Origin of the sequence: Stenotrophomonas sp. 57, from assembly GCF_030291075.1 — a bacterium.
Taxonomy (GTDB): Bacteria; Pseudomonadota; Gammaproteobacteria; order Xanthomonadales; family Xanthomonadaceae; genus Stenotrophomonas.
The window spans coordinates 2,807,853-2,832,648 of record NZ_CP127407.1 but is presented as its reverse complement, the minus strand read 5'-3'; the positions used below and the strand labels follow the sequence as shown (position 1 = coordinate 2,832,648).

The window sequence follows — 24,796 nt, the reverse complement described above, 5'->3', positions numbered from 1 at the left end:
CGACACCCTGCCAGCCGCCGCTTCCCTTTCCCCAACTGAAGTAGTGCGGAGTCGATGCAATGAGCAAAGCTGCAAGCAAGGGTGGAACCGCGGGGTTCCGGATCGAACACGACAGCATGGGCGAGCTGCAGGTGCCTGCCGATGCCCTGTGGGGCGCGCAGACCCAGCGTGCCGTGCAGAATTTCCCGGTCTCGGGCCAGCGCATGCCGCGCGGTTTCATCCGTGCGCTGGGCCTGGTCAAGGGCGCCGCTGCCGGCGTCAATGCCGAACTGGGCCACCTGCCCAAGACCGTGGCCAAGGCCATCCAGACCGCCGCCGCCGAAGTGGCTGCCGGTGACTGGGACGCGCATTTCCCGATCGACGTCTACCAGACCGGCTCGGGTACGTCGTCGAACATGAATGCCAACGAGGTCATCGCTACCCTGGCCAACCGTGCCGGCAAGGCGGGCAAGACCGTGGTGCACCCGAACGACCACGTCAACCAGGGGCAGAGCTCCAATGACGTGATCCCGACCGCGCTGCGCGTGTCGGCGGTGCTGGCCACGCACGAACAGCTGCTGCCGGCGCTGGTGCACCTGCGCAAGACCCTGGACAAGAAGGGCCGCAGCCTGCGCAAGGTGGTCAAGACCGGTCGCACCCACCTGATGGATGCGATGCCGCTGACCTTCGAACAGGAATTCGGTGCGTGGTCGGCGCAGCTCGCGTCGGCGCAGGAACGCATCGAGGACAGCCTCAAGCGCGTGCGCCGGCTGCCGCTGGGGGGCACCGCGATCGGCACCGGCATCAACGCCGACCCGCGTTTCGGTGCGCAGGTGGCCAAGGCGCTGAAGCAACAGACCTCGATCAAGTTCGACAGCGCCGAGAACAAGTTCGAAGGGCTGGCGGCGCAGGATGATGCGGTGGAACTGTCCGGTCAGCTCAACGCGCTGGCGGTGGCGCTGATCAAGATCGCCAATGATCTGCGCTGGATGAACGCCGGTCCGCTGGCCGGGCTGGGCGAGATTGAACTGCCGGCGCTGCAGCCGGGCAGCTCGATCATGCCGGGCAAGGTCAACCCGGTGATTCCGGAAGCCACCGTGATGGCCTGCGCGCAGGTGATCGGCCACCACACGGCGATCACCGTGGCCGGGCAGACCGGCAACTTCCAGCTCAACGTCACCCTGCCGTTGATCGCGGTGAACCTGCTCGATGGCATTGGCCTGCTGGCCAACGTGTCCACCCTGCTGGCCGACAGTGCCATCGCCGGCCTGAAGGTGCGCGAGGACCGCGTGGCCGAGGCGCTGGCGCGCAACCCGATCCTGGTGACCGCGCTGAACCCGATCATCGGCTATGAAAAGGCCGCGGCCATCGCCAAGCGCGCCTACAAGGAACAGCGCCCGGTGCTGGATGTGGCGCTGGAAGACAGCGGCCTGGACGAGATCGAGCTGCGACGCCTGCTGGATCCGACCGCACTGACTGCCGGTGGCATCCAGGCTGGCGGTGGTGGCGCCGGCGGTTGATCTGCTGGTTGTAGTGCCGAGCGCATGCTCGGCTCAGGTTCCGGGCAGTAGCCGAGCATGGGCTCGGCTCTACAAAAGGAAACGCCGCCCTTGGGCGGCGTTTCTGCTTCAGCGACGGTCGGCGACGATGTTGCCGAAGGTGTCGGTGTAATCCTTGAATTCGGGGATGCGCTGGATCAGGTCCGCCGGGATAACCTCCATGCCTTCCGGCGGCTGGATCTTCACCGGCTGCATGTTCGGGTCGGCCGGCGCAGCCACCAGCGTGTTCTGGCGAAGTACCTGCAGCTTGCCGAACATCGTCTGCAGCATCTGCTTCTGTCCGTCGTCCAGCGGAATCTGGATCTCGTCCACCTTCATCGTGCCATCGCCGAGGATGATGATGTTCGGTGCCGGCGGGCGGCGCACGGTCACCATGCCTTCGCTGACGGAAATCTTGGGCTTGCCGCGCTCGGCGCGGTGGTTGCGGTAATCCTTGTCGCAGCCGACCAGGCCCAGGCAGAGCAGGGCGGCCAGCAGCAGGAACAACTTCTTCATGGCGTTCGGTTCAGGGGCATCCGGGGCCCCCATTGTAAGCCTGCCGCCGCGGCCGGACCGGCAACGGAAGGCCGCTGCCGGTCGGGTGCGTCGATTTGTCTCAGTTGGAGAACGTGACCGAGTTGTCCTTGCCGCAGTCGTCCACGTCGCTCTGGTCCATGGTCGCGTAGGGCTTGAACGCCGGCAGCTCGCGCGCCAGTGCCTGCTGGCTGGCCAGCATCGCCGGCAGGCGATCACAGATGCGCTTGGCCTGTGCCTCGATCTTGGCGGCTTCGGCGTTGATGCGCTTTTCCACGCCTTCGCTATCGCCGCTGAAGATGCCCTTCAGCGCTTCACCGGCCGCGTTGGCGCCGAGCTTGGCACCGGCCACGCCGACATCCATGCCCGCCATCGCAACGGCGACCACGTGACCGCGGTACTCCTGCAGGTGGCGGCGCTGGGTGTCGTTGGCGGCGACCTCCTTGCCGGCGATCAGCAGGCGGCCGTCCGGCGTGATCTCCGCACGCGGCTGGTTGCCGCCCGAGATCTTGATGTTGCCCTGGGCGATCTCCTTGCGGGCATCGTCCATGGCTTCCTTGACGGACTGGCCGACGCCGCTGGTGGCTTCGGCAACGCTCTTGCCGACGCTCTTGTCGGGCGCGGAGGAGGTGCCGCCGCAGGCGATCAGCGGCAGGCACAGCAGGGTGGCGGGCAGCAGGCGCAACAGATTCATGATGTTCCCCTGGACGTGTCTGGAAGAGGATTACTTGCTGCGCGGCAGGGTGACCCGGCCGCTGACGTTGCGGTGTTCGACATCGCCGCTGCCGCTGTGGTCGACGGTCAGGCTGCCGCGTACGCCGTCCACCTGGATGTCGCCCGAGCCGTGGCTGCGTACATGCACGTTGCCGCCGATGTCGGCCAGGTCGACGCCGCCGGAGCCGACCACGCCGACTTCGACGCTGCCCTGCACGCGCTTGAACTCGATGTCGCCCGAACCGACCGTGTCCAGCCGCGCGTTGCCACGCACATCGGTGATCTTCAGGTCACCCGAACCGACCGTCCCGGTAACGGCGTCGCCGCCGATGTTGCGGACATTGACGTCACCCGAGCCCAGCGACAGCAGGTTCAGTGAACTGCCGCCGTCGATGTTCAGGTCGCCCGAGCCCACTGCGGCGTGGATGCTGCCGCGCGTGCCGCGGGCAACGGCGTCACCCGAGCCGACATCCACGCTCAGCGACTGTGCGTTCTCCACGCTGGCATCGCCCGAGCCGACCTTGAGCTGCAGCGGCAGGTTGTCCGGCACGCTGCCACGGATGTCCAGCCAGGCATAGCTGTTGCCCAGGCTGATGCCGCTGTGTCGACCGTCCCGACGCAGGCTGACGACCAGCTTGTCGCCTTCCCTTCGCTGATCCAGTACCAGCTGGTCCAGCCATTCCTGGCTGGAGGCGCAGGCGCGGCCATCGAGCTGGCCGCCACCCTTGCTGGCGACGACTTTCAGGTCGTGCTGGTTCACCTCGATCACCACCGCCCTGGCACCAGCCGCATCCAGCTTCAACGTGCGCGCAGCAGTGAACTTGCAGTTCGGGGCATCGGCAGCGAGTGCCGACAGCGGCAACAGCAACAACGCGGAACAGGCGAGCAGGGAACGCATGGGACGTGCCTCCGGGTGGATGGAATCAGATCTCGCCGGCGCGCTTGCGCAGGCGGATGGCGAGGAAGATGAACACTGCACCGATGGCCGCACCGATCCACAGTTCCGGCATCGCCAGCGACTTCAGCTGCGAGGCGGGCGACATCAGGCTGACCACCGAATCCAGGTCGCGGCGCGATCCTTCACCGGCGCCGAGGCGGTACAGCAGGTCCATGCCGGGCACGCCGCCCAGCAGCAGGCGGCCGACGATGTTCTGCCAGAACCAGCCGGTGGTCAGGCCGAACAGCGGCATGACCTTGGTGGTGCTGACGATGACGCCGGCAAACAGCGGCAGCATCACCGCCCACAGGAACGGCTTGCTCCTGGCCCAGGCTGAGCACAGCAGCAGCCAGCCTGCAGTGGGCAGGGCCCACAGCGCGTAGACCGGAATCCAGCTCAGGTGCCCGGCGGCCAGGGTCAACGGGCTGGCCGGGCCCCAGATCAGCGCCATCGGGCTGCCACCGTGCATCAGTGCGACGATGCTGATGATCAGCATGAAGCCGAACATGGTGATGATGCCGGCGACCACCGCGATCAGCGGTGCCACGATCAGCGCGCTGATCACCTTGGACAACACGGTCTGGGTGTCCGACAGCGGCAACGACTTCCAGAACAGGATGCTGCGGTCGCGGCGGTCGTCGTACAGGGCGCCCAAGCAGTAGAAGAACACCACGAAGGCCAGCACCAGGAACGGCCAAGCCGAGCTGAGCACCAGGGTCAGGTCGAGCCCGTTGCCCAGGTCGGCCAGGTCCTTGCCGTTGATGTTGCGTGTCAGCAGCGCCAGGTCCAGGCCGTTGACGTTCACGCTTTCGCCATCGACATGCAGTGCGCCGTTGCGCGCCGCGCGGTTCAGCGCGAACAGGCCGAAGGCAATGCCGACGGTGCTCATCACCAGCGAGATCAGGCCGGCGATCAGCGGGGCATACAGGAAGCCGCCTCGGTTTTCCCAGTACTCGCGCTTGAGCAGCCAGCGCAGGGTACCGAGGGGGCTGACGGGGTGGTTGACGGCATTCATGCGTAGGTCCCCTTCATGACGGCGACGAACAGGTCGGCCAGGCCCGGGCTGCGGGTCTCGCCAAGGGTGGAAAGCTGGGTGCGCGGTACGCCGTCGAACAGCATCACGGTCTTGCCGAACGCCAGGCTGCGCTCGTCGATCGGCTTCAGGGCGCGTGCGGTCTCCAGCTGGTCGGCGTTGACCAGCAGTTCGGTGTAGCGCTGGCCGACCTCGTCCATTTCCGCATCAAGCACGATGCGGCCATCACGGATGAACATGACGTCGCTGAGGATGTGCTCGATCTCTTCCACCTGGTGGGTGGTGACGATGATGGTCTTCTGCTCGTCGAAGTAGTCTTCCAGCAGGCGCTGGTAGAACTCCTTGCGGTACAGGATGTCCAGGCCCAGGGTGGGCTCGTCCAGCACCAGGATGCGGGCATCGATGGCCATCACCAGCGCCAGGTGCAGCTGCACGATCATGCCCTTGGACAGTTCGCGCACGCGCTGCTTCGGTTGCAGCTTGGTGTTGGCCAGGAAACGCTCGCAGCGGGCGCGGTCGAAACGCGGGTGCACGCCTGCGACGAAGTCGATCGCCTCGCGCACCTTGAGCCAGCGCGGCAGCACGGCAACGTCGGCGATGAAGCAGATGTCATTCATCAGTTCGTCGCGGTGCAGCCGTGGGTCGCGGCCCAGCACGCTCAGCTCACCTTCCACCGAGGTCAGGCCGAGCAGAGCCTTCAATGCCGTGGTCTTGCCGGCACCGTTGGGGCCGATCAGGCCGACGATGCGCCCGCTCGGAATGCTGAAGCTGGCATTGTCGAGCGCGACCGTGGTCTTGTAGGCCTTGCGCAGGCCGCGGGCGGTGATGACGGGTTCGCTTGCGGTGCTATTCATCAGAGGTTCCCCTGGGGCAGCAATTCGTCGAGGCTCAGGCCCAGGCGCTGGATGCGCTCCAGCACGGCCGGCCATTCTTCATTGAGGAAGCGCTCGCGCTCGCTGCTGCGCAGCTGCGTGGCGGCCTGCTCGGTCATGAACATGCCCAGCCCGCGGCGCTTCTCGACCAGGCCTTCGTCGGCCAGTTCCTGGTAAGCGCGCGACACGGTGATGGGGTTGAGCTGGTAATCGGCGGCCACCTGGCGCACCGAAGGCAGGGCATCGCCCGGCTTGAGGATTCCGTCGAGCATCATGGCGATCACGCGCTCCTTCAACTGACGGTAGATGGGAGCGCCGTCGCTCCACTGGATGTCGCTCATATTCAGCTCCGTGGGGTCAGCGGCTGGGCGAACGAGAAATACGGCATGGACAGGGAGCTGTGCAGCCGACGCGGGGGAGGGGAGGAGGGAGCGGCGTTCCCTGCCGGTGAAGCGGTGGCGTCCTGCCCACTGTCGGGGGAGGCGGGGGAGGTGGGTGCGGCCAGCCAGGCCAGCACGATCAGGGTCGAGACAGCAGCGGCCGCGGGTGCGGTGAAGTTGCGACGGATCCGGACGTTCATGGCTTCCCCCTGTCTCAGGTGACTGGTGTTGTATGCAACTATAACACCGGCACGCCCATGTGCAACCCCTGGCCCTCCCCAACTGATGGCAGGGGTGGTCAGATCAATGGCATATTCGCTCAAGATATTGATCTTAAAGGTAAATTGAATTGTCGCATGAAGCGTTCCAGGCCGGCCTTCCATTCAGCGATGTCCATACCATGTCATTACCTGGCCAGCGAAGAACGGCGGACCGCGTACTCGCCACGCCGCGCAAAGCCGGGGTCGCCTGCTGCCATCAGGGCGGCCGGAGCCCGGTGCTATAGTTCGGCCGATTCCCGGCCGCTGCTGGCCGGGCCTTGTGAATGGCTACCGCGGACCGCTCCTGATGCCCCTGCCGACCGTTTCGCCGCGCCGCCTGCGCGGCCTGTCCCTGCTGGCCCTGATGGTGGCCGGTGTTGCCGGTTCTGCCAGCGCCCTGGCCGCCGACCTGCTCGACCTGGACTACCGGCCGCTGGCCAGCAAGCAGCAGGTCAACCTGCAGCAGCGCTACCACGGCCAGGTGCTGCTGGTGGTCAACACCGCCAGCAAGTGCGGCTACACTCCGCAGTACGAAGGCCTGGAGGCGCTGCAGAAGCGCTACGCAGCCCGTGGTTTCGCGGTGCTCGGTTTCCCCTCCAATGATTTCAAGGGGCAGGAGCCGGGTGACGAGAAGCAGATCCAGGACTTCTGCACGCTGACCTATGGCGTCAAGTTCCCGATGTTCGAGAAGGTGCATGTGGTCGGCGCCGAGGCGACGCCGCTGTACCAGCGCCTCGCTGCTGCCACCGGCGTGGCGCCGGGCTGGAACTTCCACAAATACCTGCTGGGGCGCGATGGCAAGGTCATCGCCCAGTTCGCCAGCAAGGTGACGCCGGAGGATCCGCAGCTCACTGCGGCCATCGAGAAGGCGCTGGCCGCCACAGCGCGTTGATATCCGGTGCGCATGCCTCGACATCGACGGCATGCGTGCGACAATGTCTCTTTTCGCGCCGACGTCGGCGCCCAGACACTTCCAGGAATGCAGCGAATGAAGATGGGAATGCGCGGCGCCGCGGCGTCGGTTCTGATTCTGGCGATGGGCACTTCGGGTGTCGCTCTGTCGCAACAACCGGCTGCCCCCGCAGCCGCCAAGGAGACCGCAACCTTGAATTCCCCCAAGCAGAAGCTCGGCTACGCCATCGGCCTGGACGTGGCCAAGTCGTTCACCCCGATCGCCGATGAGATCGACGTGGCTGCCCTGCGCACCGCCGTGGAGCGTTCCTTCGAAGGCCTGCAGCCGCAGATCACCCAGGAGCAGGCGAAGGCCACCGACGCGGCGCTGCGCCAGGTCGTGATGGCCCGCAGCGGCCAGCAGGTGCCGGGCGTGGCGCCGGGTTCGCAGCCGCCGAAGGTCGACCGCGTCAAGGTGTCGCAGATGATCGGTTCCTACTCGGTCGGTCCGTCGCTGGCGCAGCTGAAGGACGATATCGACGTCGCTTCGCTGTTTGACGCGATCAGCACCGGTCTGACCAAGGGGCAGCCGAAGATGACGGAAGCTGACGCGACCGCCACCATCCAGGCCTTCATGGGCAGCAAGCAGGCTGAAATGCAGGCCAAGGCCGCCGCCGCTGCGCAGACCAACCGCGAAGAAGGCAATGCCTTCCTGGCCAAGAACAAGACCCAGCCGGGCGTGGTGACCACCGCCTCGGGCCTGCAGTACCAGGTCATCCGCCCGGGCAGTGGCGAGCGTCCGCTGCCGAGCAGCAAGGTGCGCGTGAACTATGAAGGCAAGCTGCTCAACGGCACCGTGTTCGACAGCTCCTATGGTCGTCAGCCGGCCGAGTTCGGTCTGGACCAGGTGATCAAGGGCTGGACCGAAGGCGTGGCGCTGATGCCGGTCGGTTCGAAGTACCGCTTCTGGATCCCGGGCAACCTGGCCTACGGCGAGAACGGCACCCCGGGTGGCCCGATCGGTCCGAACGCGACGCTGACGTTTGACGTGGAACTGCTGGGCGTTCTGCCGTAAGTCATCCAGGAGCGAATACGGACATGCGCGTTGCGATTTTTGGTACCGGTTATGTAGGGCTGGTGACCGGTACCTGCCTGGCTGATGTCGGTCATCAGGTGGTCTGCGTCGATATCGACCAGGCCAAGGTGGATGGCCTCAACCAGGGCATCATCCCGATCTATGAGCCCGGCCTGGAGCCGATGGTGAAGGCCAACCACGCCGCTTCGCGGCTGGCGTTCACCACCGATGCCGCGGCTGCCATCGCGCATGGCCAGGTGGTGTTCATCGCCGTGGGCACGCCGCCGGACGAGGACGGCAGCGCCGACCTGCAGTACGTGCTGGCCGTGGCCCGCACCATCGGCCGGCACATGAGCGTGCCGACCGTGGTGGTCAACAAGTCGACGGTGCCGGTCGGCACCGCCGACAAGGTGCGTGCCGCCATCGCCGAAGAGCTGGCCGCGCGTGGCGCGGACATCGCCTTCGACGTGGTGTCCAACCCGGAATTCCTCAAGGAAGGCGACGCGGTCGCCGACTGCATGCGCCCGGACCGCATCATCATCGGTGCGACCAGCGAAGAGTCGGTGGCGGTGATGCGCCGCCTGTATGCGCCGTTCAACCGCAACCACGACCGCGTGGTGGAAATGGACGTGCGTTCGGCCGAACTGACCAAGTACGCCGCGAACGCGATGCTGGCGACCAAGATCTCGTTCATGAACGAAATTGCCAACATCGCCGAACGCGTGGGCGCCGACGTCGAGCAGGTCCGCCAGGGCATCGGCTCGGATCCCCGTATCGGCTGGCACTTCATCTACCCGGGTGCCGGTTACGGCGGCTCGTGCTTCCCCAAGGATGTGCAGGCCCTGGCCCGCACGGCGCAGCAGTACGGCCTTGAACCGAAGCTGCTGAACGCGGTGGAAGCGGTCAACGATGCGCAGAAGGGCCACTTGTTCGCGCTCATCCAGCGTCATTACGACAAGGGCGAGGACGAAGGCGTGCGCGGCAAGACCTTTGCCGTGTGGGGCCTTGCATTCAAGCCGAATACCGACGACATGCGTGAAGCCTCCAGCCGTCGCCTGCTGGCGCAGCTGTGGGAGGGCGGTGCCAAGGTGCGTGCCTACGACCCGGAAGCCATGCACGAATCGCAGCGCATCTTCGGCGAGCGCGATGATCTGGTGTTCTGCAACAGCGCCGACGAAGCGCTGCAGGGCGCCGATGCGCTGGTGGTGGTCACCGAGTGGAAGCAGTTCCGCAGCCCCGATTTCCAGAAGCTGCGCGAGCAGCTGAAGGATGCCGCGGTATTCGACGGGCGCAACCTGTACGAGCCGGCTGAAGTGGAAGCAGCGGGCCTGGCCTACTACGGCATCGGCCGGGGGCGTTCGTTGCATGTCTGACCTGCTGCCGACCGAGCGCGAGCAGGCGCTGGAAGCGCGCCTGGTCGAACTGGAAATGCGCGTGTCCTTCCAGGAACAGGCGCTTGCCGAACTGAGCGATGCGCTGGCCGATGCCCGCATGCAGGGCATGCGCAACGCCGACGTGTTGCGCGTGCTGCTGGAAGACCTGGGCAAGGTCCGCAACGCGCTGAATTCTTCCGATCCGGCGAGCGAACCGCCGCCGCCGCACTACTGATCCGAATCCTATGAGCGATACCCTCCGCGACCAGCTGATGGGCCTGGGCTTCAAGCCCGCGCCCAAGCCCGAGCGCAAGAATGATGGTCCCCGCCGTGATGGCCGCCCGCAGGGCAAGGGTGGTAACGGCAATGGAAAGCCGCAGGGCGCAGGCCGGGGCGAGCACAAGCCCGGCGAGCGTCGCGGGCATGGCCACGGTGGCCCGGGCAAGTCCGCCCAGTCGCGTGGCCCGGGCCAGCAGGGCCCGCGCAAGCCGCGCAGCGCTGAAGAGATGGACCTGGCCAAGGCCTACGCCATCCGCGCGCAGAAGGAAAAGGAAGAGCGCATCGAGACCGAGCGCCTGAAGCAGGAAGAGGCGCGTGTGCGCCGCGAGGCCAAGGCCAAGCTGGAAGAACTGCTGAAGGACAAGAGCCTGAACTCGGAAGCGGCCGATATCGCCCGCCACTTCCCGTATGGCGGCAAGATCAAGCGCATCTATGTGACCGCCGAACAGCTGACCGCGCTCAATGCCGGCGAGCTTGGGGTGGTCCAGCTCAATGGCCGCTACCTGCTGGTGACCGCCGAGGTGCTGGCGCAGTCCGAGGCGGTGTTCGCCGCGTCGGTGGCGCTGAAGGTCGACCCGAATGCGCCGGCCGAGGAAGATCCGTACGCCGATCCGCAGTACCAGGTACCGGACGACCTGGTCTGGTAATGGACTGAGTTGCCTGCCACGCCCGCCGACGTGGCGGTTGGGGGGAGGGGCAGGATGACGGCTGATGCAGGGCGCGGTTACGTACCGCACATCGATGGACTGCGCGCGGTCGCCGTATTGGCGGTGATCGTGTTCCACCTGGATCCGGCCTGGCTGCCGGGTGGCTTCACCGGCGTGGACGTGTTCTTCGTCATTTCCGGTTTCGTGGTGAGTGCTTCGGTGCACCGCCTGCCGCCACTGTCGCTGGAGGCATCGATGCTGCGCTTCTACGCTCGCCGCATCCGCCGTATCGCTCCGGCCCTGGTGGCCTGCCTGCTGGCCACCGCAGTGGCCAGCGTGCTGTTCATCCCCGAATCGTGGTTGAGCGAGGCCAGTGACAAGACCGGGCTGATGGCCTTCTTCGGCTTCAGCAACTGGGTGTTGGCCGCGGTAGGCAACGACTACTTCGCGCCCAAGGCCGAGTTCAATCCCTATACCCACACCTGGTCGCTGGGTGTGGAAGAGCAGTTCTACCTGCTGTTTCCGCTGCTGTTCCTGGCCTGGGCACGGGGCGCGCGTGGGCGCTGGCTCAGCGTGGGCCTGTTCGCGCTGGTCAGCGTCGCATCCCTGCTGCATGCGGCGGTACTGGGTCTGCGCGAGGCCCCGCCTTCCTGGGCGTTCTACGCAACGACCACGCGGTTGTGGCAGCTGGGCGCAGGTGTGCTGCTGTTCCAGTTGTTGCACGTGCGGGCATCGCTCGATCCACTGACCCAGCGCTCGCTGGCCCGCAGCAGGTGGGTGTTCTCGCTGCTGGCCGCGCTGTCGTTGGCCCTGCTGGGCTGGGCGCTGTGGACGGCGCGCGCCGGGCATTCACCTTGGCCAGACGGCCTGCTGCCGACCTTCGCGACGGCGGGCCTGCTGTGGGCGCTGCACCACCATCCGCAGGCCGGGATCGGCCGCGTGCTGGCCAGCGCGCCCATGCGCCGCATCGGCCTGCTGTCCTACTCGCTGTACCTCTGGCATTGGCCGGTGTTCGTACTGATGCGCTGGACCGTGGGCCTGGATACGCCGCTGCAGATGCTTCTTGCGATGCTGTTGGTTGGCGTGTTGTCCTGGCTGTCGTGGCGCTGGGTGGAACAGCCTTTCCGTGGCCCGTTGGTGCCGCGGGCGACTTCGCAGCGCTGGGTGGTCAGTGGTGCCGCCGTGCTTGTGCTGTCCGGCGGCCTGCAGATGCTGCTGTACTCTCAGGCATCGCTGCTGTCGCTGAGTACCGTCAGCCGGCATTCAACGGACTGGTATGCCAGCGGCAAGAGCATCGCCCGCGACTACCCTGGCTGCGCGCTGCAGACCGACAAGCATCGCTTTGAAGGCGGCAGTGCCCGCACGTATGCGCGCGGACGCTGTGATCTTCCGGTCTCCGCCGGTGCACCCGCCCACGTTTTCGTGGCCGGCGATTCGCATGCCATGGCCTACATCGAGCTGCTGCAGCGGCTGGCGCTGGACACCGGCGCGCACGTGTCGTTGTACGGCCGCGGTGGCTGCCCGCAGGTCAGTCTGCAGAAATGGCGAGGGGCAGGCGCCGGCTGCGAGGCATTCGATGCCGCTGTGTTCGCCGATATCAGCCAGCGGGCGCAGCCAGGCGACGTAGTTGTGCTGGTGTCACTGCGGGTACCGCGCCTGTCCGACCAGTTCGTACTGTTCGATGCCGCGACGCAGCTCGCCGGCGAACGGACACCGGAAGCCGTGGCCGGCCGCGATGCGGAGGTGGCCGAGGCGATCGCGCAGTGGAAGCCATTGACTGAGCGCGGCGTGCGCATCGTGATGGAAGCGCCCAAGCCGGTGCTGCCAGCACCGCCTTACCGGTGTTCGGACACCTTCAACGCCCGCAATGAAGTCTGCCGCAATGGGTTGGTCAGCACCCGCGCGGACATGGATGCGCTGCGCGCACCGATGCTGGGCAGCCTGCAGCAGGTGGTCGACGGCCTGCCTGGCGCAGTGATGTGGGATCCGCTGCCGGTGTTGTGCGATGCCACCCTGTGCCCGGCACAGCGCGATGGCCGGCCGCTGTACTTCGATGGCGATCACCTTAGTGGCTATGGCAACCGCGTGCTGCTGCCGTCGCTGTTGCAGGTACTGCGGAAGCACTGAAGCGGGGCGGAGCGCTCAACCCGTGCGTGCGCCGCTGCGGCTCGCACGGATCAGCGGCAGGCTGAGCGCGAAGAAGCACAGCAGCGCCCCGATCAGCGCGAAGCCGCTGCCGGCCAGAAACGCGGTGCGACCCTCGTCGATCTTCCACAACTGGCCGGCGATGAGCGCGCCCAGCACGCCACCGACGCCGGACGAGAAGCCGTACAGCAGGCCCTGGCCATGGCCGTTGAGACGACCCGGGAAGTAGGTCGCCAGCATCTGCATCGCGGCAGCGAAGAACGCGGCAAAGCCGAGTGCATGCGCGGTCTGCGCCACCAGCATCACCGGCAGGTTTTCCGGGAACAGGGCGGTGACTGCCCAGCGCAGGCAGGAACTGACCAGCGCGATCAACAGCATCCAGCTGGCGTCATAGCGACGGAAGAAGCGCCCAATGGTGAAGAACACGCCGACCTCGAACACCACGCCGATGGTCCAGAGCAGGCCGAGCGTGGACGTGCGGTAGCCGTGGTGGTCCATGTAGACCGAGAAGAACGTGTAGTACGGCCCGAACGACAGCTGCTCCATGAAAGCAGCGAGGAAGAACGCCAGCACCGGCGGTCGGCGCACGATCTGCCAGAAGCCGCTGGCGTCGCCCCCTGCCTTGCCGATGTCGCGAGCGTAGTGGTTGCTGAAGGCCGAGGCGACCAGCAGCGCGAACAGTGGCAGCATCATCCACGGCAGCAGGCCGGCGCGGCTGCGGGTGCCATCGCCTTCGATCAGCCAGCCGAACAGGGTGACGATGGCGATGAAGCCCAGCGAGCCCCAGACCCGGATCAGCCCATAGCGATGGCTGTCATTGCCGAGGTGGGTAAGGGTGATCGACTCGAACTGCGGCATCACTGCGTTGTAGAAGAAGCAGAACACGATCATCGCCGGGTACATCCACGGCTGCGGCAGCGGGAGCAGGAACGCGGCGAAGCTGACCAGGGTCAGCACGCAGCCGATGCGCAACAGGCGGATCGGCCGTGGCGAAGTGGCCGCCAGCGAGGTCCAGGCGCTGGGTGCAACCACGCGCGTGGCATACCACAGGCCCATCATCACGCTGATCGCGGTCACGCTCATCCCGCGCGCGGTGAGGAACAGGCTCCAGTACGGAGTGAACGCCCCGAGCGCCGCGTAGTAGAACAGATAGAAACTTGAGAGGCGGGCAACGGGAACGGTCATCGTGGAATGATGAGGCAAAAAGGGAGCGGAGGGGATCAGGTCGTTTGTTCATGAGCGACTTGATCCCCTCCGCCCTTTTGTGTCATTCGGGGTCGTAGTCGAGGTTGGAGGCCAGCCAGCGCTCGGCCTGGGCGCGGTCCACGCCCTTGCGCCGCGCATAGTCGGTGACCTGCTCGCGGCTGAGGCGGCCGACCACGAAATACTGGCTCTGCGGGTGGCTGAAGTAGTAACCCGACACCGCGGCGGTCGGCAGCATCGCGAAGCTCTCGGTCAATTCCATGCCAGCGTTCTTCTCAGCGTGCAGCAGGTCGAACAGGCGGCGCTTCTCGCTGTGCTCGGGGCAGGCCGGGTAGCCCGGTGCCGGACGGATGCCGCGGTACTGCTCGTCGATCAGGGCCTCGTTGTCCAGCGTCTCGGCGCGGTCGTAGCCCCAGAATCGGGTGCGCACGCGCTGGTGCAGGCGCTCGGCCAGCGCCTCGGCGAAGCGGTCGGCCAGGGCCTTCAGCAGGATCGCGTTGTAGTCGTCATGCTCGGCTTCGAAGCGTGCGACGTGGGCGTCGATGCCGATGCCGGCGGTGACCGCGAACGCGCCGATCCAATCCTGTTTTCCGCTGTCGGCCGGTGCAATGAAATCGGCCAGGCAGAAGTCCGGGCGCTCGGCCGGCTTGTCCACCTGCTGGCGCAGGAAGTGCAGGGTGGTTTCGCCCTGCGGGTGCTGCACGCGCACATCGTCGCCGATGCTGTTGGCCGGCCACAGGCCGAACACCGCCTTGGCGGTCAGCCACTTCTCGCCGACGATGCGGTCGAGCATCGCGCGGGCGTCCTTGTACAGATCGCTGGCCTGGGCGCCGACGATCTCGTCGGTGAGGATGGCCGGGAACTTGCCGGCCAACTCCCAGGCCTGGAAGAACGGCGTCCAGTCGATGTACTCGACCAGTTCGGCCAGCGGGTAGTCGTCGAATACGTGCAGGCCGGGCTGGTTCGGTGCTGGCGGCGTGTAGCTGTCCCAGCCGCCCTGGAACTTCTGCCCACGCGCGTGCTCCAGCGAGACCAGGCGCTTGGCATCACCACGGTTGCGGTGCCGCGCACGGATCTCGGCATAATCGGCCTCGTTGGCGGCAACGAAGGCTTCGCGCAGGTCGCGCGAGATCAGCGACTGCGCCACGCCGACCGCGCGCGAGGCGTCCTTCACCCAGACCGTCGGCGCGTGGTAATGCGGGTCGATCTTCAGCGCGGTATGCGCGCGCGAGGTGGTGGCGCCACCGATCAGCAGAGGCAGGTCGAAGCCCTGGCGTTGCATCTCGCGGGCCACGTGGCTCATCTCCTCCAGCGACGGGGTGATCAGCCCGGACAGACCGATCAGGTCGGCGTTGTGTTCGCGGGCGGCATCAAGGATCTTCTGTGCCGGCACCATCACGCCAAGGTCGACTACTTCAAAGTTGTTGCAGGCCAGGACCACGCCGACGATGTTCTTGCCGATGTCATGCACATCGCCCTTCACCGTGGCCATGATGATCTTGCCGTTGCTCTTGGCGGTGTCGCCACTGCGCGCCTTTTCCGCTTCGATGTAGGGCAGCAGGTAGGCCACCGCCTTCTTCATCACGCGCGCGGACTTCACCACCTGCGGCAGGAACATCTTGCCGGCGCCGAACAGGTCGCCGACCACGTTCATGCCGTCCATCAGCGGGCCTTCGATCACGTCCAGCGGGCGGCTGGAGGCCTGGCGCGCCAGTTCGGTGTCCTCTTCCACATACGCGTCCAGGCCGTGCACCAGCGCGTGCGCCAGGCGCTGCGCGACCGGCTTCTCGCGCCAGGCCAGGTCCTCGGTCTTCGCTGCGCCCTTCCTGCCCTTGTAGCGCTCGGCGATCTCCAGCAGACGCTCGGTGGCGTCGCTGCGGCGGTTGAGGATCACATCCTCCACGCGCTCGCGCAGCTCCGGCTCCAGCTCGTCGTAGATCGGCATGGCGCCGGCGTTGACGATGCCCATGTCCATGCCGGCGGCGATGGCGTGGTACAGGAACACCGAGTGGATGGCCTGGCGTACTGTTTCGTTGCCACGGAACGAGAACGACACGTTGGAGACGCCGCCAGACACATGGCAGTGCGGCAGCGTCTGCTTGATGATGCGGGTGGCTTCGATGAAGTCCACCGCATAGTTGTCGTGCTCTTCGATGCCGGTGGCGACGGCGAAGATGTTCGGGTCGAAGATGATGTCCTGCGGCGGGAAGCCGATCTCGTCGACCAGGATGCGGTAGGCGCGGGTGCAGATCTCGACCTTGCGCGCGCAGGTATCGGCCTGGCCGGCTTCGTCGAAGGCCATCACCACCGCGGCGGCGCCGTAGCGCAGCACCTTGCGCGCGTGCTCGCGGAACAGCGCCTCGCCTTCCTTCAGCGAGATCGAGTTGACCACGCTCTTGCCCTGCAGGCATTTCAGGCCGGCCTCGATCACGCTCCACTTCGAGGAGTCGACCATCACCGGGATGCGCGCGATGTCCGGCTCGGACATGATCAGGTTGAGGTAGCGGGTCATCGCTGCCTCCGAATCGATCAGGCCCTCGTCCATGTTGACGTCGAGGATCTGTGCGCCGCTGGCCACCTGCTGGCGGGCCACGTCCACGGCTTCTTCGTAGCGGCCCTCCTTGATGAGTTTGCGGAACTGGGCGCTGCCGGTGACGTTGGTGCGTTCGCCGACGTTGACGAACAGCAGGTCCGGGGTGATGACCAGCGGTTCCAGGCCGGACAGGCGGGTGAAAGGCGTGCTGCTCATGCGGCGTGCTGCTCCTGTGCGCCGGGCAGGGCGCGCGGTGCGAGCCCGGCTACGGCCTGGGCGATCGCGCGGATATGGTCGGGGGTGGAGCCGCAGCAGCCACCGACCAGGTTCAGCAGGCCGTCCTCGGCGAACCCCCGCAGGGTGGTGGCCATGTCCTCGGGGGATTCGTCGTACTCACCGAAGGCATTGGGCAGGCCCGCATTGGGGTGCGCACTGACATAGCAGTCCGACACCTGCGACAAGGTTTCCACGTGCGGGCGCATCGCATCGGCACCCAGCGCACAGTTCAGCCCGATCGACAGAGGGCGCGCATGGGCCAGCGAGGCATGGAACGCTTCTGCCGTCTGCCCCGACAATGTGCGTCCCGACGCGTCGGTGATGGTGCCGGAGATCATCACCGGCAGGCGCGCGCCACGTGCATCGAACGCCTCCTCCAGCGCATAGAGCGCGGCTTTGGCATTGAGCGTGTCGAAGATGGTCTCGACCATGATCGTGTCGGCACCGCCGTCAATCAGGCCGTCGATCGCTTCGCGGTAGGTGTCGCGCAGTTCATCGAAGCTTGTGTTGCGGAAGCCCGGGTCGTTGACATCGGGACTGATCGAGGCCGTGCGGCTGGTCGGGCCAAGCACGCCGATGACAAAGCGCGGTTTGCCCGGGGTGCGTGCAGCGGCGGCATCGCAGCAGGCGCGAGCTACCGCAGCGCCCGCCTTGTTCAGCTCATAGACCAGGTGTTCGAGGTGGTAGTCGGCCTGGCTGACCGAGGTGGCGTTGAAGGTGTTGGTTTCGACCAGATCCGCACCGGCTTCGAGATAGGCGGTGTGGATGTCGGCGATGACCTGCGGCCGGGTCAACAGCAGCAGATCGTTGTTGCCTTTGAGATCGTGACCTTCAGGTGTGCCTTGGTCACAGCCCGGGCCGTGTACGTGGTCGTAGCCGCCGGCGAAGCGCTCGCCGCGGTAGTCGTCTTCCTGCAGGCCATGGCGCTGGATCATCGTGCCCATCGCACCGTCGATGATCAGGATCCGCTCGCGCAGGGCATCGAGCAGGGCGTTGGCACGATCAGGATGCAACCAGGGCAGCGTGGACATGGCGGTCTCGGGCTCAGGGTTTGTTGGCGATCAGCGAAATCACTTCGAAGTGCGGCGGGCGCTTTTCGCGGGTGACCGTCTCCAGGCTTGAGACCTGCAGGCCGGCCTTGTCGACGAACCTGCGCAGCTCCTTGTCGCTGAAGCCGAGATTGACGTGGCCGTAGGCTTCCACCGCCGCCTTGTGTTCATGCCGGGCCAGGCTGCACAGCAGCAGGCGGCCCCCCGGGCGCAGCACGCGTGCGGCTTCGGTGACCGCCTGTGCCGGTTTGCTGGCGTAGGTGAGTGCGTGCATCAGCACCACCAGGTCGAAGCTGCTGTCCTTGAAGGGGAGTGCATGCATGTCGCCCTCGCGCACTTCCACGTTGGGCAGGCGGCGCAGGCGCTCGCTGGCGGCGGCAACCACGCGCGCGCTGGTATCGATGCAGATGTAGCGCTTGGCATGCGGGGCCACCAGTTCGGCCAGCACGCCGTCGCCGGAGGCGATGTCCAGCACGTCGCCGGTTTCCAGCAGCGGCAGCGCGGTACGCGCCAGCGCCTCCCAGGTCCGTCCGGGAGAGTAGTGGCGTTCCATGTCGCCGGCCACGCTGTCGGCCCAGTTCTGGTCGGAGGCGCGGTGGGCCAGTACGGCGGCGACGCGTTCAGCGTCCTGGCGCAGCAGCGGGTCATCGCTTCCGTTGCTCAAGGCATGCCACAATGCACGCTGCGCCGGGTCCAGCTGGGCTTCGTCGAAGCGGTAATAGGCCGACACGCCTGCACGGCGGTCGCGGACCAGGCCGGCTTCCTTCAGGCGCGCCAGGTGGGTGGACACGCGCGGCTGTGCCAGCCGGGTGATCGCCGACAGTTCGGCCACGGTCAGTTCTTCCTGCTCCAGCAGCGCCAACAGGCGCACGCGGGTCGCGTCGGCGAACACCTTCAGGCGGGTCGACCAGTCTTCAAGATCCATAAATATCTACCTATCGCGATATAGAGATATGTTCGCTGACAAGGCCTGCAGCGGTCAAGTCGCTGGCGTACGGATGCCGCCTGGCCCCGGTACAATCGGGGCACCTGGGCACGCCGTGCGCGGCCCATAACATCATGTACCCGGGAGGGTGTTGTGGATTTCAGCTTTACCGAAGAGCAGTTGATGCTGCAGGACGTGGCGCGGCGGATCGCGCAGGAGAAGATCGCCCCGAGTGCGGAGCATCATGACCGTACCGGCGAGTTCCCGCTGGACAACATCCGCCTGCTCGGCGAGAACGGCCTGATGGGCATCGAAGTGCCGACCGAATACGGCGGCGCGGGCATGGACCCGATCGCGTACGTGCTGGCGATGGTGGAGGTCGCCGCCGCCGACGCAGCCCATTCGACCATCATGTCGGTGAACAACTCGCTGTTCTGCAACGGCATCCTCACCCACGGTACCGAAGCGCAGAAGCAGACCTACGTGCGTGCGATCGCCGAAGGCGAGGCCATCGGTGCATTCGCGCTGACCGAACCGCAGTCGGGTTCGGATGCGACCGCCATGCGCTGCCGCGCGGTGAAGCAGGCCGACGGTACCTTCGTGATCAACGGCAAGAAGAGCTGGATCACCTCCGGCCCGGTGGCCAAGTACATCGTGCTGTTCGCGATGAGCGAGCCGGACAAGGGCGCGCGCGGCATCACCGCCTTCATCATCGACACCGACAAGGCGGGTTTCGGCCGCGGCAAGACCGAGCCGAAGCTGGGCATCCGTGCCTCGGCCACCTGCGAAATCGAGTTCAACGACTACGTGGCGCAGGCTGAGGACGTGCTGGGCCAGGAAGGCGAGGGCTTCAAGATCGCCATGAGCGTGCTGGACGCGGGCCGCATCGGCATCGCATCGCAGGCCATCGGCATCGCCCGTGCTGCCTATGAAGCGACCCTGGAATACGTGAAGGAGCGCAAGGCGTTCGGCGCGGCCATCGGTACCTTCCAGATGACCCAGGCCAAGATCGCCGACATGAAGTGCAAGCTGGATGCAGCGCTGCTGCTTACCCTGCGCGCGGCATGGGTGAAGGGCCAGGGCAAGCGTTTCAGCACCGAAGCGGCGGTGGCCAAGCTGACCGCTTCGGAAGCCGCAATGTGGATCACCCACCAGGCGGTGCAGATCCATGGCGGCATGGGCTATTCGAAGGAAATGCCGCTGGAGCGCTACTTCCGTGATGCCAAGATCACCGAGATCTATGAAGGCACTTCGGAAATCCAGCGCCTGGTGATCGCCCGCAACGAGACCGGTCTGCGTTGATTGGCAAGGGCCGCGCCGCTGCAATGGCGGCGCGGCAGTGCTGGGGCGCGCATACGTGGCGGCACGGCGCTGACCAGGCCAGGCCAGGAATGCGTTAGCGGGGCACCTGGCAATGAAGTTGTCGGCCATCCCATCTGCAGATGGGACCCGTCGGGGCCGATCCGGGATTGATCTCAATCCTGACACCATACAGATGTGCGGTATCCACCCAGCTCTGATAGTCCCCGTCGTTGCTGAAATGATACGAGCCCGAATAGCCTTGGCCCGTATCGCTGTTTGACGCGGCGCCGTCCGGTATCCGGTTTCCTGCCGCGTCGACGCTCTCACCCGCAACATACTTTGCCCTGTCGACCGAGTCTGGAGTGATCACCAGCCTGGTCTGCGAGCCATCGCGCCAGGTAATCACATAAGTCACGGTGTCCACGCCAAACAGTTTGCTCACCCAGCTCAGCACAACAGAAGAGATCGTCGTAGCCAGGGAGTTCCATGCGGGCTGCGACGTGTTGGCGCCACTGAAGGCGCGTCCTATGCCGAGTTCCAGTTGCGTGCGGTAGGTGGCCGATTGCACCACATCGTAGGCGTTGAGCCCTTTCAGTTCGGTAGGGAAGGTGATGCCATTGGCCATCTGTGGGTTATCAGGATGGACCGGAACAACAGTCCCACGGCCGAATGACTGTGGCACAAACTGCGTTCCGGACCCGATGCCGGCCTGTGGGAGGGCGAGGATGCGATTGAACATCGCGGTCACTTCGGCCGGGACCGCTACGGGGACTGCGCGGTGTCTCCGCAGTTCGCGGTCGTACTCTACTTCAAAGCCATTGAGCCGCTTTTGCTCCAGGTCGACCACCACGGTCAATCCCGTTCCTGACTGGAGTGCTGCCAAGCGAGGACTGGCGCAGTTGTTGCACGGTACTATGCCGCCGGCCTGTGCGGTTGCGTGCGGGCCGAGGCCGAGTGACAGGAACATGCAGGCGGCGAGTAGACGTGCATTCGAAAGATGCGACATGAGCATTCCTCGATCAATCCGTTGAAGGAATGCTCTGGATACCGGTATGGGCTCAATGAAACAGCGATCCGGATCCCATTGCGGACGTCTCTGTTCTGGCGCGCAGCTTCCTGTCGCAATTGGCGCGGGCTTGGGCTGCAATGCGCCACGCGGATGCTTCTGAGCCTACGCTCATCATCCGCAACGGCCTGCAGCACGAGGCGAACGCGACGAGCTCTTTGCGTTCATGTTCCAATGTGATCGGCAATTCTTCAGGGCAGGCAGGATGATCCATCGCGGTTGGGGATTCATGACGCTGGTGACGCCGATCGCAGCAATTCTGCTGCTGGCGTACTTCTTCCCAAATGACGGTCCCAAGGGCAACATCCCGCTGCAGCAGGTGCTGCTGGGTGCAGGTATCGGCGCCGCCGTGAACGTACTGCTGGGCCTGTGGCTCAATCGCGTGCCCCGGCAGAAGGGCGAAGCCGCGCCTCATCATTTCTTCTTCGTGCCGATGCAGTGGGTGGCCTTGGCGATCGTGGCGGTGTGCATAGTGGTTGCGCTGCTGCGCTGAGACGTTGCCCTGGTAGATGCCAACCTTGAACCTTGGTTGGCATGCATTCAAAAGCAGAAAAAAAGGCCCCGGATCGCTCCGGGGCCTTTTCGTTTCAGCTCACCACCGGATCAACGATCCGGGCGGTGTGCAGCATCCGCATCACGCTGGCGTTCCATGAACTCCTTGGACGGTTGATCCAGCTTGTCGCCCAGCATGCGGCGCACGACCACGAAGAACACCGGGATCATCAACAGGCCGAGCAGGGTGGCGAACAGCATGCCGCCGATCACGCCGGTACCGATGGCGTGGCGGGAGTTGGCGCCGGCGCCGGTGGAGATCGCCATCGGGATAACGCCCATGATGAATGCGAACGAGGTCATCAGGATCGGGCGGAAACGCAGGCGGGCCGCTTCGATGGTGGCATCGCGCAGGTTCTTGCCGGCCGCACGCTGCTCCACCGCGAACTCCACGATCAGGATCGCGTTCTTCGCCGCTAGGCCGATCACGGTGATCAGGCCGATCTTGAAGAACAGGTCGTTGGGCAGGCCACGCAGCATCGACAGGCCAAGTGCACCCAGCACGCCCAGCGGCACCACCAGCAGCACCGCCACCGGGATCGACCAGCTTTCATACAGTGCGGCCAGGCACAGGAACACCACCACGATCGACAACACCAGCAGCAGGGTTGCGGCATTGCCGGCCAGGATCTCCTGGTAGGACATGCCGGACCAGTCGTAGCCGAAACCGGCCGGCAGGTCGTCGTTGACGATCGCCTCCATGGTCTGCATCGCCTCACCCGAGCTGGTGCCCGGTGCCTGCGAACCGACGATGTTGATCGCCGAGTAGCCGTTGTAGCGGCTCAGCGACGGCGGTGCCGACACCCATTCGGACTTGACCACCGTGTTGAGCGGGATCATCGCGTTGGTACCGTCGGCATTGGTGGTGAGGGTGGACGGGCTGTAGAAGCTCTTCAGCGACTCCTGGCCGGTGCGGTACGGGCCATCGGCCTGCATGGTCACGCGCTTGATGCGGCCTTCGTAGAAGAAGTCGTTGACGTACACCGGGGCCAGCATCAGCTGGATGGTGCTGTACACGTCCGACACCGACATGCCCATCGACTGCGCCTGTACGCGATCCACGTGCAGCTGCAACTGCGGCGCGTTTTCCAGGCCGTTCGGGCGCACACCGACCAGGTGGTCCGGTTTCTGCGCGGCCTGGCCGAGCAGGATGTTGCGGGCCTGGGTCAGCTGCTCGTAACCGGCACCGCTACGGTCCTGCAGCCACATGTCGAAGCCACCGAACTGGCCAAGGCCCTGCACGGTGGGCAGGTTGACCACGAAGATCTGCGCTTCCTTGATGCCATAGAACGCGCCGTTCATGTTCTGGATGAACTCCGGCGCGGTGAACTTGCGTTCCTCCCAAGGCTTCAGGCGGATGAACCCCATGCCGACGTTCTCGCCGGAACCGACGAAGCTGAAACCGGCCACCTGCAGCATGCCTTCATAGCCATCCTGCTTCTCCAGGATGCCACGCATCTGCGCGAACACTTCGTTGGTCTGGCCCTTGGTCGAGCCCGGCGGCAGCTGCACGATCGCCAGCGCATAGCCCTGGTCTTCTTCCGGCAGGAAGCTGCCCGGCATGCGGGTGAACAGGAAACCGCACAGTGCGGTCAGTACCACGAACAGGATCATCCAGCGCGGGGCGTGGCGCACCGCCGAGGTGATGTGGCCCACATAGGTGTGGCTGATCTTGTCGTAGTACTTGTTGAAGGTGCGGTAGACGATGTTCGGGTTGTCGTTGTGCGTCGGCTTGAGGAAGGTCGCGCACAGCGCCGGGGTGAAGCCCAGCGCCAGGAACGCCGAGAACGCCATCGAAATGGCGATGGTCAGCGCGAACTGCTTGTAGATCTCACCGGCGGCACCGCCCTGCAGGGCCGACGGAATGAACACCGCAGCCAGCACGACGGTGATCGCGACCACCGCGCCGGTGATCTGGGTCATCGCCTTCTGCGTGGCCGGCTTCGGCGCCAGGCCTTCCTCGGTCATGATACGTTCGACGTTCTCGATCACCACGATCGCGTCATCGACCACGATGCCGATTGCCAGCACCATCGCGAACAGGGTCAGCTGGTTGATCGTGAAGCCGATCATCCACATGCCCAGGAAGGTACCGAGCAGGGCCACCGGGATGACCAGGGTCGGGATCAGGGTGGCGCGGAAGTTCTGCAGGAAGATCAGCATCACCAGGAACACGAGGAACACCGCCTCGAACAGCGTCTTGACCACTTCCTGGATCGAGATCTTGACGAAGGTGGTGCTGTCGTACGGCGAGAACCAGGTGACACCGGCCGGGAAGCTGGGCTGCAGTTCGTCCATCTTGGCGCGGACCGCATCGGCCACGTTCAGGGCGTTGGCGCCCGGCAGCAGCTGGATGGCGAAGGCACCGGTCGGCTTGCCGTTGTACTGGGTGTCGAAGCCGTAGTTGTTGGCACCGAAGGCGACGCGGGCGATGTCCTTCAACAGCACGCGCGAGCCGTCAGCATTGGCGCGCAGGATGATGTTCTCGAATTCCTGCGGCGAGCTGAAGCGGCCTTCGGCCGAGACCGTGGCGGTGAAGTGCTGGCCTTCCGGCGACGGGTCCGAACCCAGCGCACCGGCGGCGAACTGCACGTTCTGCGCACGTACCGCGGCCAGCACCTGGCTGGCCGAAAGGCCATAGCCCTGCATCTTTTCCGGGTTGAGCCAGATGTTCATGGCGTACTCGGAACCGAACTGCTGGGTGCTGCCGACGCCGGGGATACGCGAGACCTGGTCGAGCACGCGCGAACCAACGATGTCGTTCAGGGCGTCACGGTTGATGGCCGGCGTATCGGACTGCAGCGCGATCACCATCAGGAAGCCGGCGTTGGCCTTGGCCACCACCACACCCTGCTGGGTCACTTCCGAAGGCAGTCGGGGCGTGGCCAGCGAGACCTTGTTCTGCACCTGCACCTGGGCGATGTCCGGATCGGTACCGGTCTCGAAGGTCAGGGTGATCTGCGCACGGCCGTTGGAAGCGGACGAGGAACTGAAGTACAGCAGGTGATCGATACCGGTCAGCTGCTGCTCGATCACCTGGGTGACCGATTTTTCCGTGGTGTCCGCACTGGCGCCCGGGTAGGTGGCCGAGACGGTGACCTGCGGCGGGGCGATGTTGGGATAGGACTCCACGCCCAGGTTGAGGATCGCGATCACGCCGCTGAGCGAGATCAGGATCGCAACCACCCAGGCGAAGACTGGATGTTCGATGAAAAATTTAGGCATGACGGAAG

22 protein-coding genes are annotated in these 24,796 nt (G+C 65.5%); 9 read left to right on the top strand and 13 right to left on the bottom strand.

The window, feature by feature from the left end:
- Nucleotides 1-59 precede the first annotated feature (59 nt).
- A complete protein-coding gene (locus tag QP512_RS13130) occupies nt 60-1,499 on the top strand; it encodes a class II fumarate hydratase (protein WP_286069032.1) in 1,440 nt (479 codons plus the stop codon).
- Nucleotides 1,500-1,607: 108 nt separating this feature from the next.
- Here QP512_RS13130 and QP512_RS13125 read toward each other — a convergent pair whose 3' ends face one another.
- From QP512_RS13125 to QP512_RS13095, 7 genes are all read right to left on the bottom strand, one after another.
- Nucleotides 1,608-2,033 (bottom strand): hypothetical protein, encoded by a 426-nt coding sequence (locus tag QP512_RS13125; protein WP_033833950.1) that lies wholly within the window; start codon nt 2,031-2,033, stop codon nt 1,608-1,610.
- Nucleotides 2,034-2,133: 100 nt separating this feature from the next.
- Entirely contained in the window at nt 2,134-2,745 is a 612-nt protein-coding gene (locus tag QP512_RS13120) for a hypothetical protein (protein ID WP_286069031.1), read from the bottom strand.
- Between the two features lie 30 nt (nt 2,746-2,775).
- Nucleotides 2,776-3,663 carry a DUF4097 family beta strand repeat-containing protein gene (locus QP512_RS13115; protein ID WP_286069029.1) on the bottom strand — a complete coding sequence of 296 codons (888 nt, stop codon included), beginning with the start codon at nt 3,661-3,663 and terminating at the stop codon, nt 2,776-2,778.
- A 25-nt stretch (nt 3,664-3,688) separates the two neighbouring features.
- Complete coding sequence (locus QP512_RS13110; RefSeq protein ID WP_286069028.1) at nt 3,689-4,717, bottom strand: ABC-2 transporter permease; 1,029 nt, start codon at nt 4,715-4,717, stop codon at nt 3,689-3,691.
- Complete coding sequence (locus QP512_RS13105) at nt 4,714-5,589, bottom strand: ABC transporter ATP-binding protein (protein ID WP_286069027.1); 876 nt, start codon at nt 5,587-5,589, stop codon at nt 4,714-4,716. The genes QP512_RS13110 and QP512_RS13105 overlap by 4 nt, the downstream gene beginning before the upstream one ends.
- Nucleotides 5,589-5,948 carry a GntR family transcriptional regulator gene (locus tag QP512_RS13100; RefSeq protein ID WP_286069025.1) on the bottom strand — a complete coding sequence of 120 codons (360 nt, stop codon included), beginning with the start codon at nt 5,946-5,948 and terminating at the stop codon, nt 5,589-5,591. Before QP512_RS13100 ends, QP512_RS13105 begins: the two co-directional genes overlap by 1 nt.
- Nucleotides 5,949-5,950: 2 nt before the next feature.
- On the bottom strand, nt 5,951-6,187 hold the full coding sequence (locus QP512_RS13095) for a hypothetical protein (protein ID WP_286069023.1): 237 nt from the start codon (nt 6,185-6,187) through the stop codon (nt 5,951-5,953).
- A gap of 367 nt (nt 6,188-6,554) precedes the next feature.
- Here QP512_RS13095 and QP512_RS13090 point away from each other — a divergent pair, with 367 nt between their 5' ends.
- The 6 genes from QP512_RS13090 (at nt 6,555) to QP512_RS13065 (ending at nt 12,639) form a co-directional block, all read left to right on the top strand.
- Nucleotides 6,555-7,139 carry a glutathione peroxidase gene (locus QP512_RS13090; protein ID WP_286069021.1) on the top strand — a complete coding sequence of 195 codons (585 nt, stop codon included), beginning with the start codon at nt 6,555-6,557 and terminating at the stop codon, nt 7,137-7,139.
- Between the two features lie 96 nt (nt 7,140-7,235).
- Nucleotides 7,236-8,213 (top strand): FKBP-type peptidyl-prolyl cis-trans isomerase, encoded by a 978-nt coding sequence (locus tag QP512_RS13085; RefSeq protein WP_286069020.1) that lies wholly within the window; start codon nt 7,236-7,238, stop codon nt 8,211-8,213.
- Nucleotides 8,214-8,236: 23 nt separating this feature from the next.
- A complete protein-coding gene (locus QP512_RS13080) occupies nt 8,237-9,586 on the top strand; it encodes a UDP-glucose/GDP-mannose dehydrogenase family protein (protein ID WP_286069019.1) in 1,350 nt (449 codons plus the stop codon).
- Entirely contained in the window at nt 9,579-9,821 is a 243-nt protein-coding gene (locus QP512_RS13075; protein WP_005410256.1) for a SlyX family protein, read from the top strand. Before QP512_RS13080 ends, QP512_RS13075 begins: the two co-directional genes overlap by 8 nt.
- A 10-nt stretch (nt 9,822-9,831) precedes the next feature.
- Nucleotides 9,832-10,512 (top strand): DUF2058 family protein, encoded by a 681-nt coding sequence (locus QP512_RS13070; protein ID WP_286069018.1) that lies wholly within the window; start codon nt 9,832-9,834, stop codon nt 10,510-10,512.
- A 54-nt stretch (nt 10,513-10,566) separates the two neighbouring features.
- Entirely contained in the window at nt 10,567-12,639 is a 2,073-nt protein-coding gene (locus QP512_RS13065; RefSeq protein WP_286069016.1) for an acyltransferase family protein, read from the top strand.
- A 15-nt stretch (nt 12,640-12,654) separates the two neighbouring features.
- Here QP512_RS13065 and QP512_RS13060 read toward each other — a convergent pair whose 3' ends face one another.
- The 4 genes from QP512_RS13060 to QP512_RS13045 form a co-directional block, all read right to left on the bottom strand.
- On the bottom strand, nt 12,655-13,842 hold the full coding sequence (locus tag QP512_RS13060; RefSeq protein WP_286069014.1) for an MFS transporter: 1,188 nt from the start codon (nt 13,840-13,842) through the stop codon (nt 12,655-12,657).
- A gap of 82 nt (nt 13,843-13,924) precedes the next feature.
- Nucleotides 13,925-16,609: a methionine synthase gene (gene metH, locus QP512_RS13055; RefSeq protein ID WP_286069012.1), complete on the bottom strand. Its 2,685-nt coding sequence runs from the start codon at nt 16,607-16,609 to the stop codon at nt 13,925-13,927.
- Nucleotides 16,606-17,700 carry a homocysteine S-methyltransferase family protein gene (locus tag QP512_RS13050; protein ID WP_286069010.1) on the bottom strand — a complete coding sequence of 365 codons (1,095 nt, stop codon included), beginning with the start codon at nt 17,698-17,700 and terminating at the stop codon, nt 16,606-16,608. Before QP512_RS13050 ends, metH begins: the two co-directional genes overlap by 4 nt.
- A gap of 13 nt (nt 17,701-17,713) precedes the next feature.
- Nucleotides 17,714-18,643, bottom strand: a complete 930-nt coding sequence (locus tag QP512_RS13045; RefSeq protein ID WP_049465810.1) for a metalloregulator ArsR/SmtB family transcription factor — start codon at nt 18,641-18,643, stop codon at nt 17,714-17,716.
- A 153-nt stretch (nt 18,644-18,796) separates the two neighbouring features.
- On the opposite strand from QP512_RS13045, the gene QP512_RS13040 reads away from it, so the two are divergent.
- Nucleotides 18,797-19,945, top strand: a complete 1,149-nt coding sequence (locus QP512_RS13040; RefSeq protein WP_010480433.1) for an acyl-CoA dehydrogenase family protein — start codon at nt 18,797-18,799, stop codon at nt 19,943-19,945.
- Between the two features lie 94 nt (nt 19,946-20,039).
- Here QP512_RS13040 and QP512_RS13035 read toward each other — a convergent pair whose 3' ends face one another.
- On the bottom strand, nt 20,040-20,951 hold the full coding sequence (locus QP512_RS13035; protein WP_286069008.1) for a hypothetical protein: 912 nt from the start codon (nt 20,949-20,951) through the stop codon (nt 20,040-20,042).
- A gap of 289 nt (nt 20,952-21,240) precedes the next feature.
- On the opposite strand from QP512_RS13035, the gene QP512_RS13030 reads away from it, so the two are divergent.
- Nucleotides 21,241-21,504: a hypothetical protein gene (locus QP512_RS13030; protein WP_286069007.1), complete on the top strand. Its 264-nt coding sequence runs from the start codon at nt 21,241-21,243 to the stop codon at nt 21,502-21,504.
- A 110-nt stretch (nt 21,505-21,614) separates the two neighbouring features.
- On the opposite strand, the gene QP512_RS13025 is transcribed toward QP512_RS13030, so the two are convergent.
- Complete coding sequence (locus QP512_RS13025) at nt 21,615-24,788, bottom strand: multidrug efflux RND transporter permease subunit (RefSeq protein ID WP_286069006.1); 3,174 nt, start codon at nt 24,786-24,788, stop codon at nt 21,615-21,617.
- Between the last annotated feature and the right edge of the window lie 8 nt (nt 24,789-24,796).

What these genes read in the sequence shown, in the direction of transcription:
- QP512_RS13130 (WP_286069032.1), top strand. Translation starts at nt 60, where the DNA reads ATGAGCAAAGCTGCAAGCAAGGGTGGAACCGCGGGGTTCCGGATCGAA.
- QP512_RS13125 (WP_033833950.1), bottom strand. Translation starts at nt 2,033, where the DNA reads ATGAAGAAGTTGTTCCTGCTGCTGGCCGCCCTGCTCTGCCTGGGCCTG.
- QP512_RS13120 (WP_286069031.1), bottom strand. Translation starts at nt 2,745, where the DNA reads ATGAATCTGTTGCGCCTGCTGCCCGCCACCCTGCTGTGCCTGCCGCTG.
- QP512_RS13115 (WP_286069029.1), bottom strand. Translation starts at nt 3,663, where the DNA reads ATGCGTTCCCTGCTCGCCTGTTCCGCGTTGTTGCTGTTGCCGCTGTCG.
- QP512_RS13110 (WP_286069028.1), bottom strand. Translation starts at nt 4,717, where the DNA reads ATGAATGCCGTCAACCACCCCGTCAGCCCCCTCGGTACCCTGCGCTGG.
- QP512_RS13105 (WP_286069027.1), bottom strand. Translation starts at nt 5,589, where the DNA reads ATGAATAGCACCGCAAGCGAACCCGTCATCACCGCCCGCGGCCTGCGC.
- QP512_RS13100 (WP_286069025.1), bottom strand. Translation starts at nt 5,948, where the DNA reads ATGAGCGACATCCAGTGGAGCGACGGCGCTCCCATCTACCGTCAGTTG.
- QP512_RS13095 (WP_286069023.1), bottom strand. Translation starts at nt 6,187, where the DNA reads ATGAACGTCCGGATCCGTCGCAACTTCACCGCACCCGCGGCCGCTGCT.
- QP512_RS13090 (WP_286069021.1), top strand. Translation starts at nt 6,555, where the DNA reads ATGCCCCTGCCGACCGTTTCGCCGCGCCGCCTGCGCGGCCTGTCCCTG.
- QP512_RS13085 (WP_286069020.1), top strand. Translation starts at nt 7,236, where the DNA reads ATGAAGATGGGAATGCGCGGCGCCGCGGCGTCGGTTCTGATTCTGGCG.
- QP512_RS13080 (WP_286069019.1), top strand. Translation starts at nt 8,237, where the DNA reads ATGCGCGTTGCGATTTTTGGTACCGGTTATGTAGGGCTGGTGACCGGT.
- QP512_RS13075 (WP_005410256.1), top strand. Translation starts at nt 9,579, where the DNA reads ATGTCTGACCTGCTGCCGACCGAGCGCGAGCAGGCGCTGGAAGCGCGC.
- QP512_RS13070 (WP_286069018.1), top strand. Translation starts at nt 9,832, where the DNA reads ATGAGCGATACCCTCCGCGACCAGCTGATGGGCCTGGGCTTCAAGCCC.
- QP512_RS13065 (WP_286069016.1), top strand. Translation starts at nt 10,567, where the DNA reads ATGACGGCTGATGCAGGGCGCGGTTACGTACCGCACATCGATGGACTG.
- QP512_RS13060 (WP_286069014.1), bottom strand. Translation starts at nt 13,842, where the DNA reads ATGACCGTTCCCGTTGCCCGCCTCTCAAGTTTCTATCTGTTCTACTAC.
- metH (WP_286069012.1), bottom strand. Translation starts at nt 16,609, where the DNA reads ATGAGCAGCACGCCTTTCACCCGCCTGTCCGGCCTGGAACCGCTGGTC.
- QP512_RS13050 (WP_286069010.1), bottom strand. Translation starts at nt 17,700, where the DNA reads ATGTCCACGCTGCCCTGGTTGCATCCTGATCGTGCCAACGCCCTGCTC.
- QP512_RS13045 (WP_049465810.1), bottom strand. Translation starts at nt 18,643, where the DNA reads ATGGATCTTGAAGACTGGTCGACCCGCCTGAAGGTGTTCGCCGACGCG.
- QP512_RS13035 (WP_286069008.1), bottom strand. Translation starts at nt 20,951, where the DNA reads ATGTCGCATCTTTCGAATGCACGTCTACTCGCCGCCTGCATGTTCCTG.
- QP512_RS13030 (WP_286069007.1), top strand. Translation starts at nt 21,241, where the DNA reads ATGACGCTGGTGACGCCGATCGCAGCAATTCTGCTGCTGGCGTACTTC.
- QP512_RS13025 (WP_286069006.1), bottom strand. Translation starts at nt 24,788, where the DNA reads ATGCCTAAATTTTTCATCGAACATCCAGTCTTCGCCTGGGTGGTTGCG.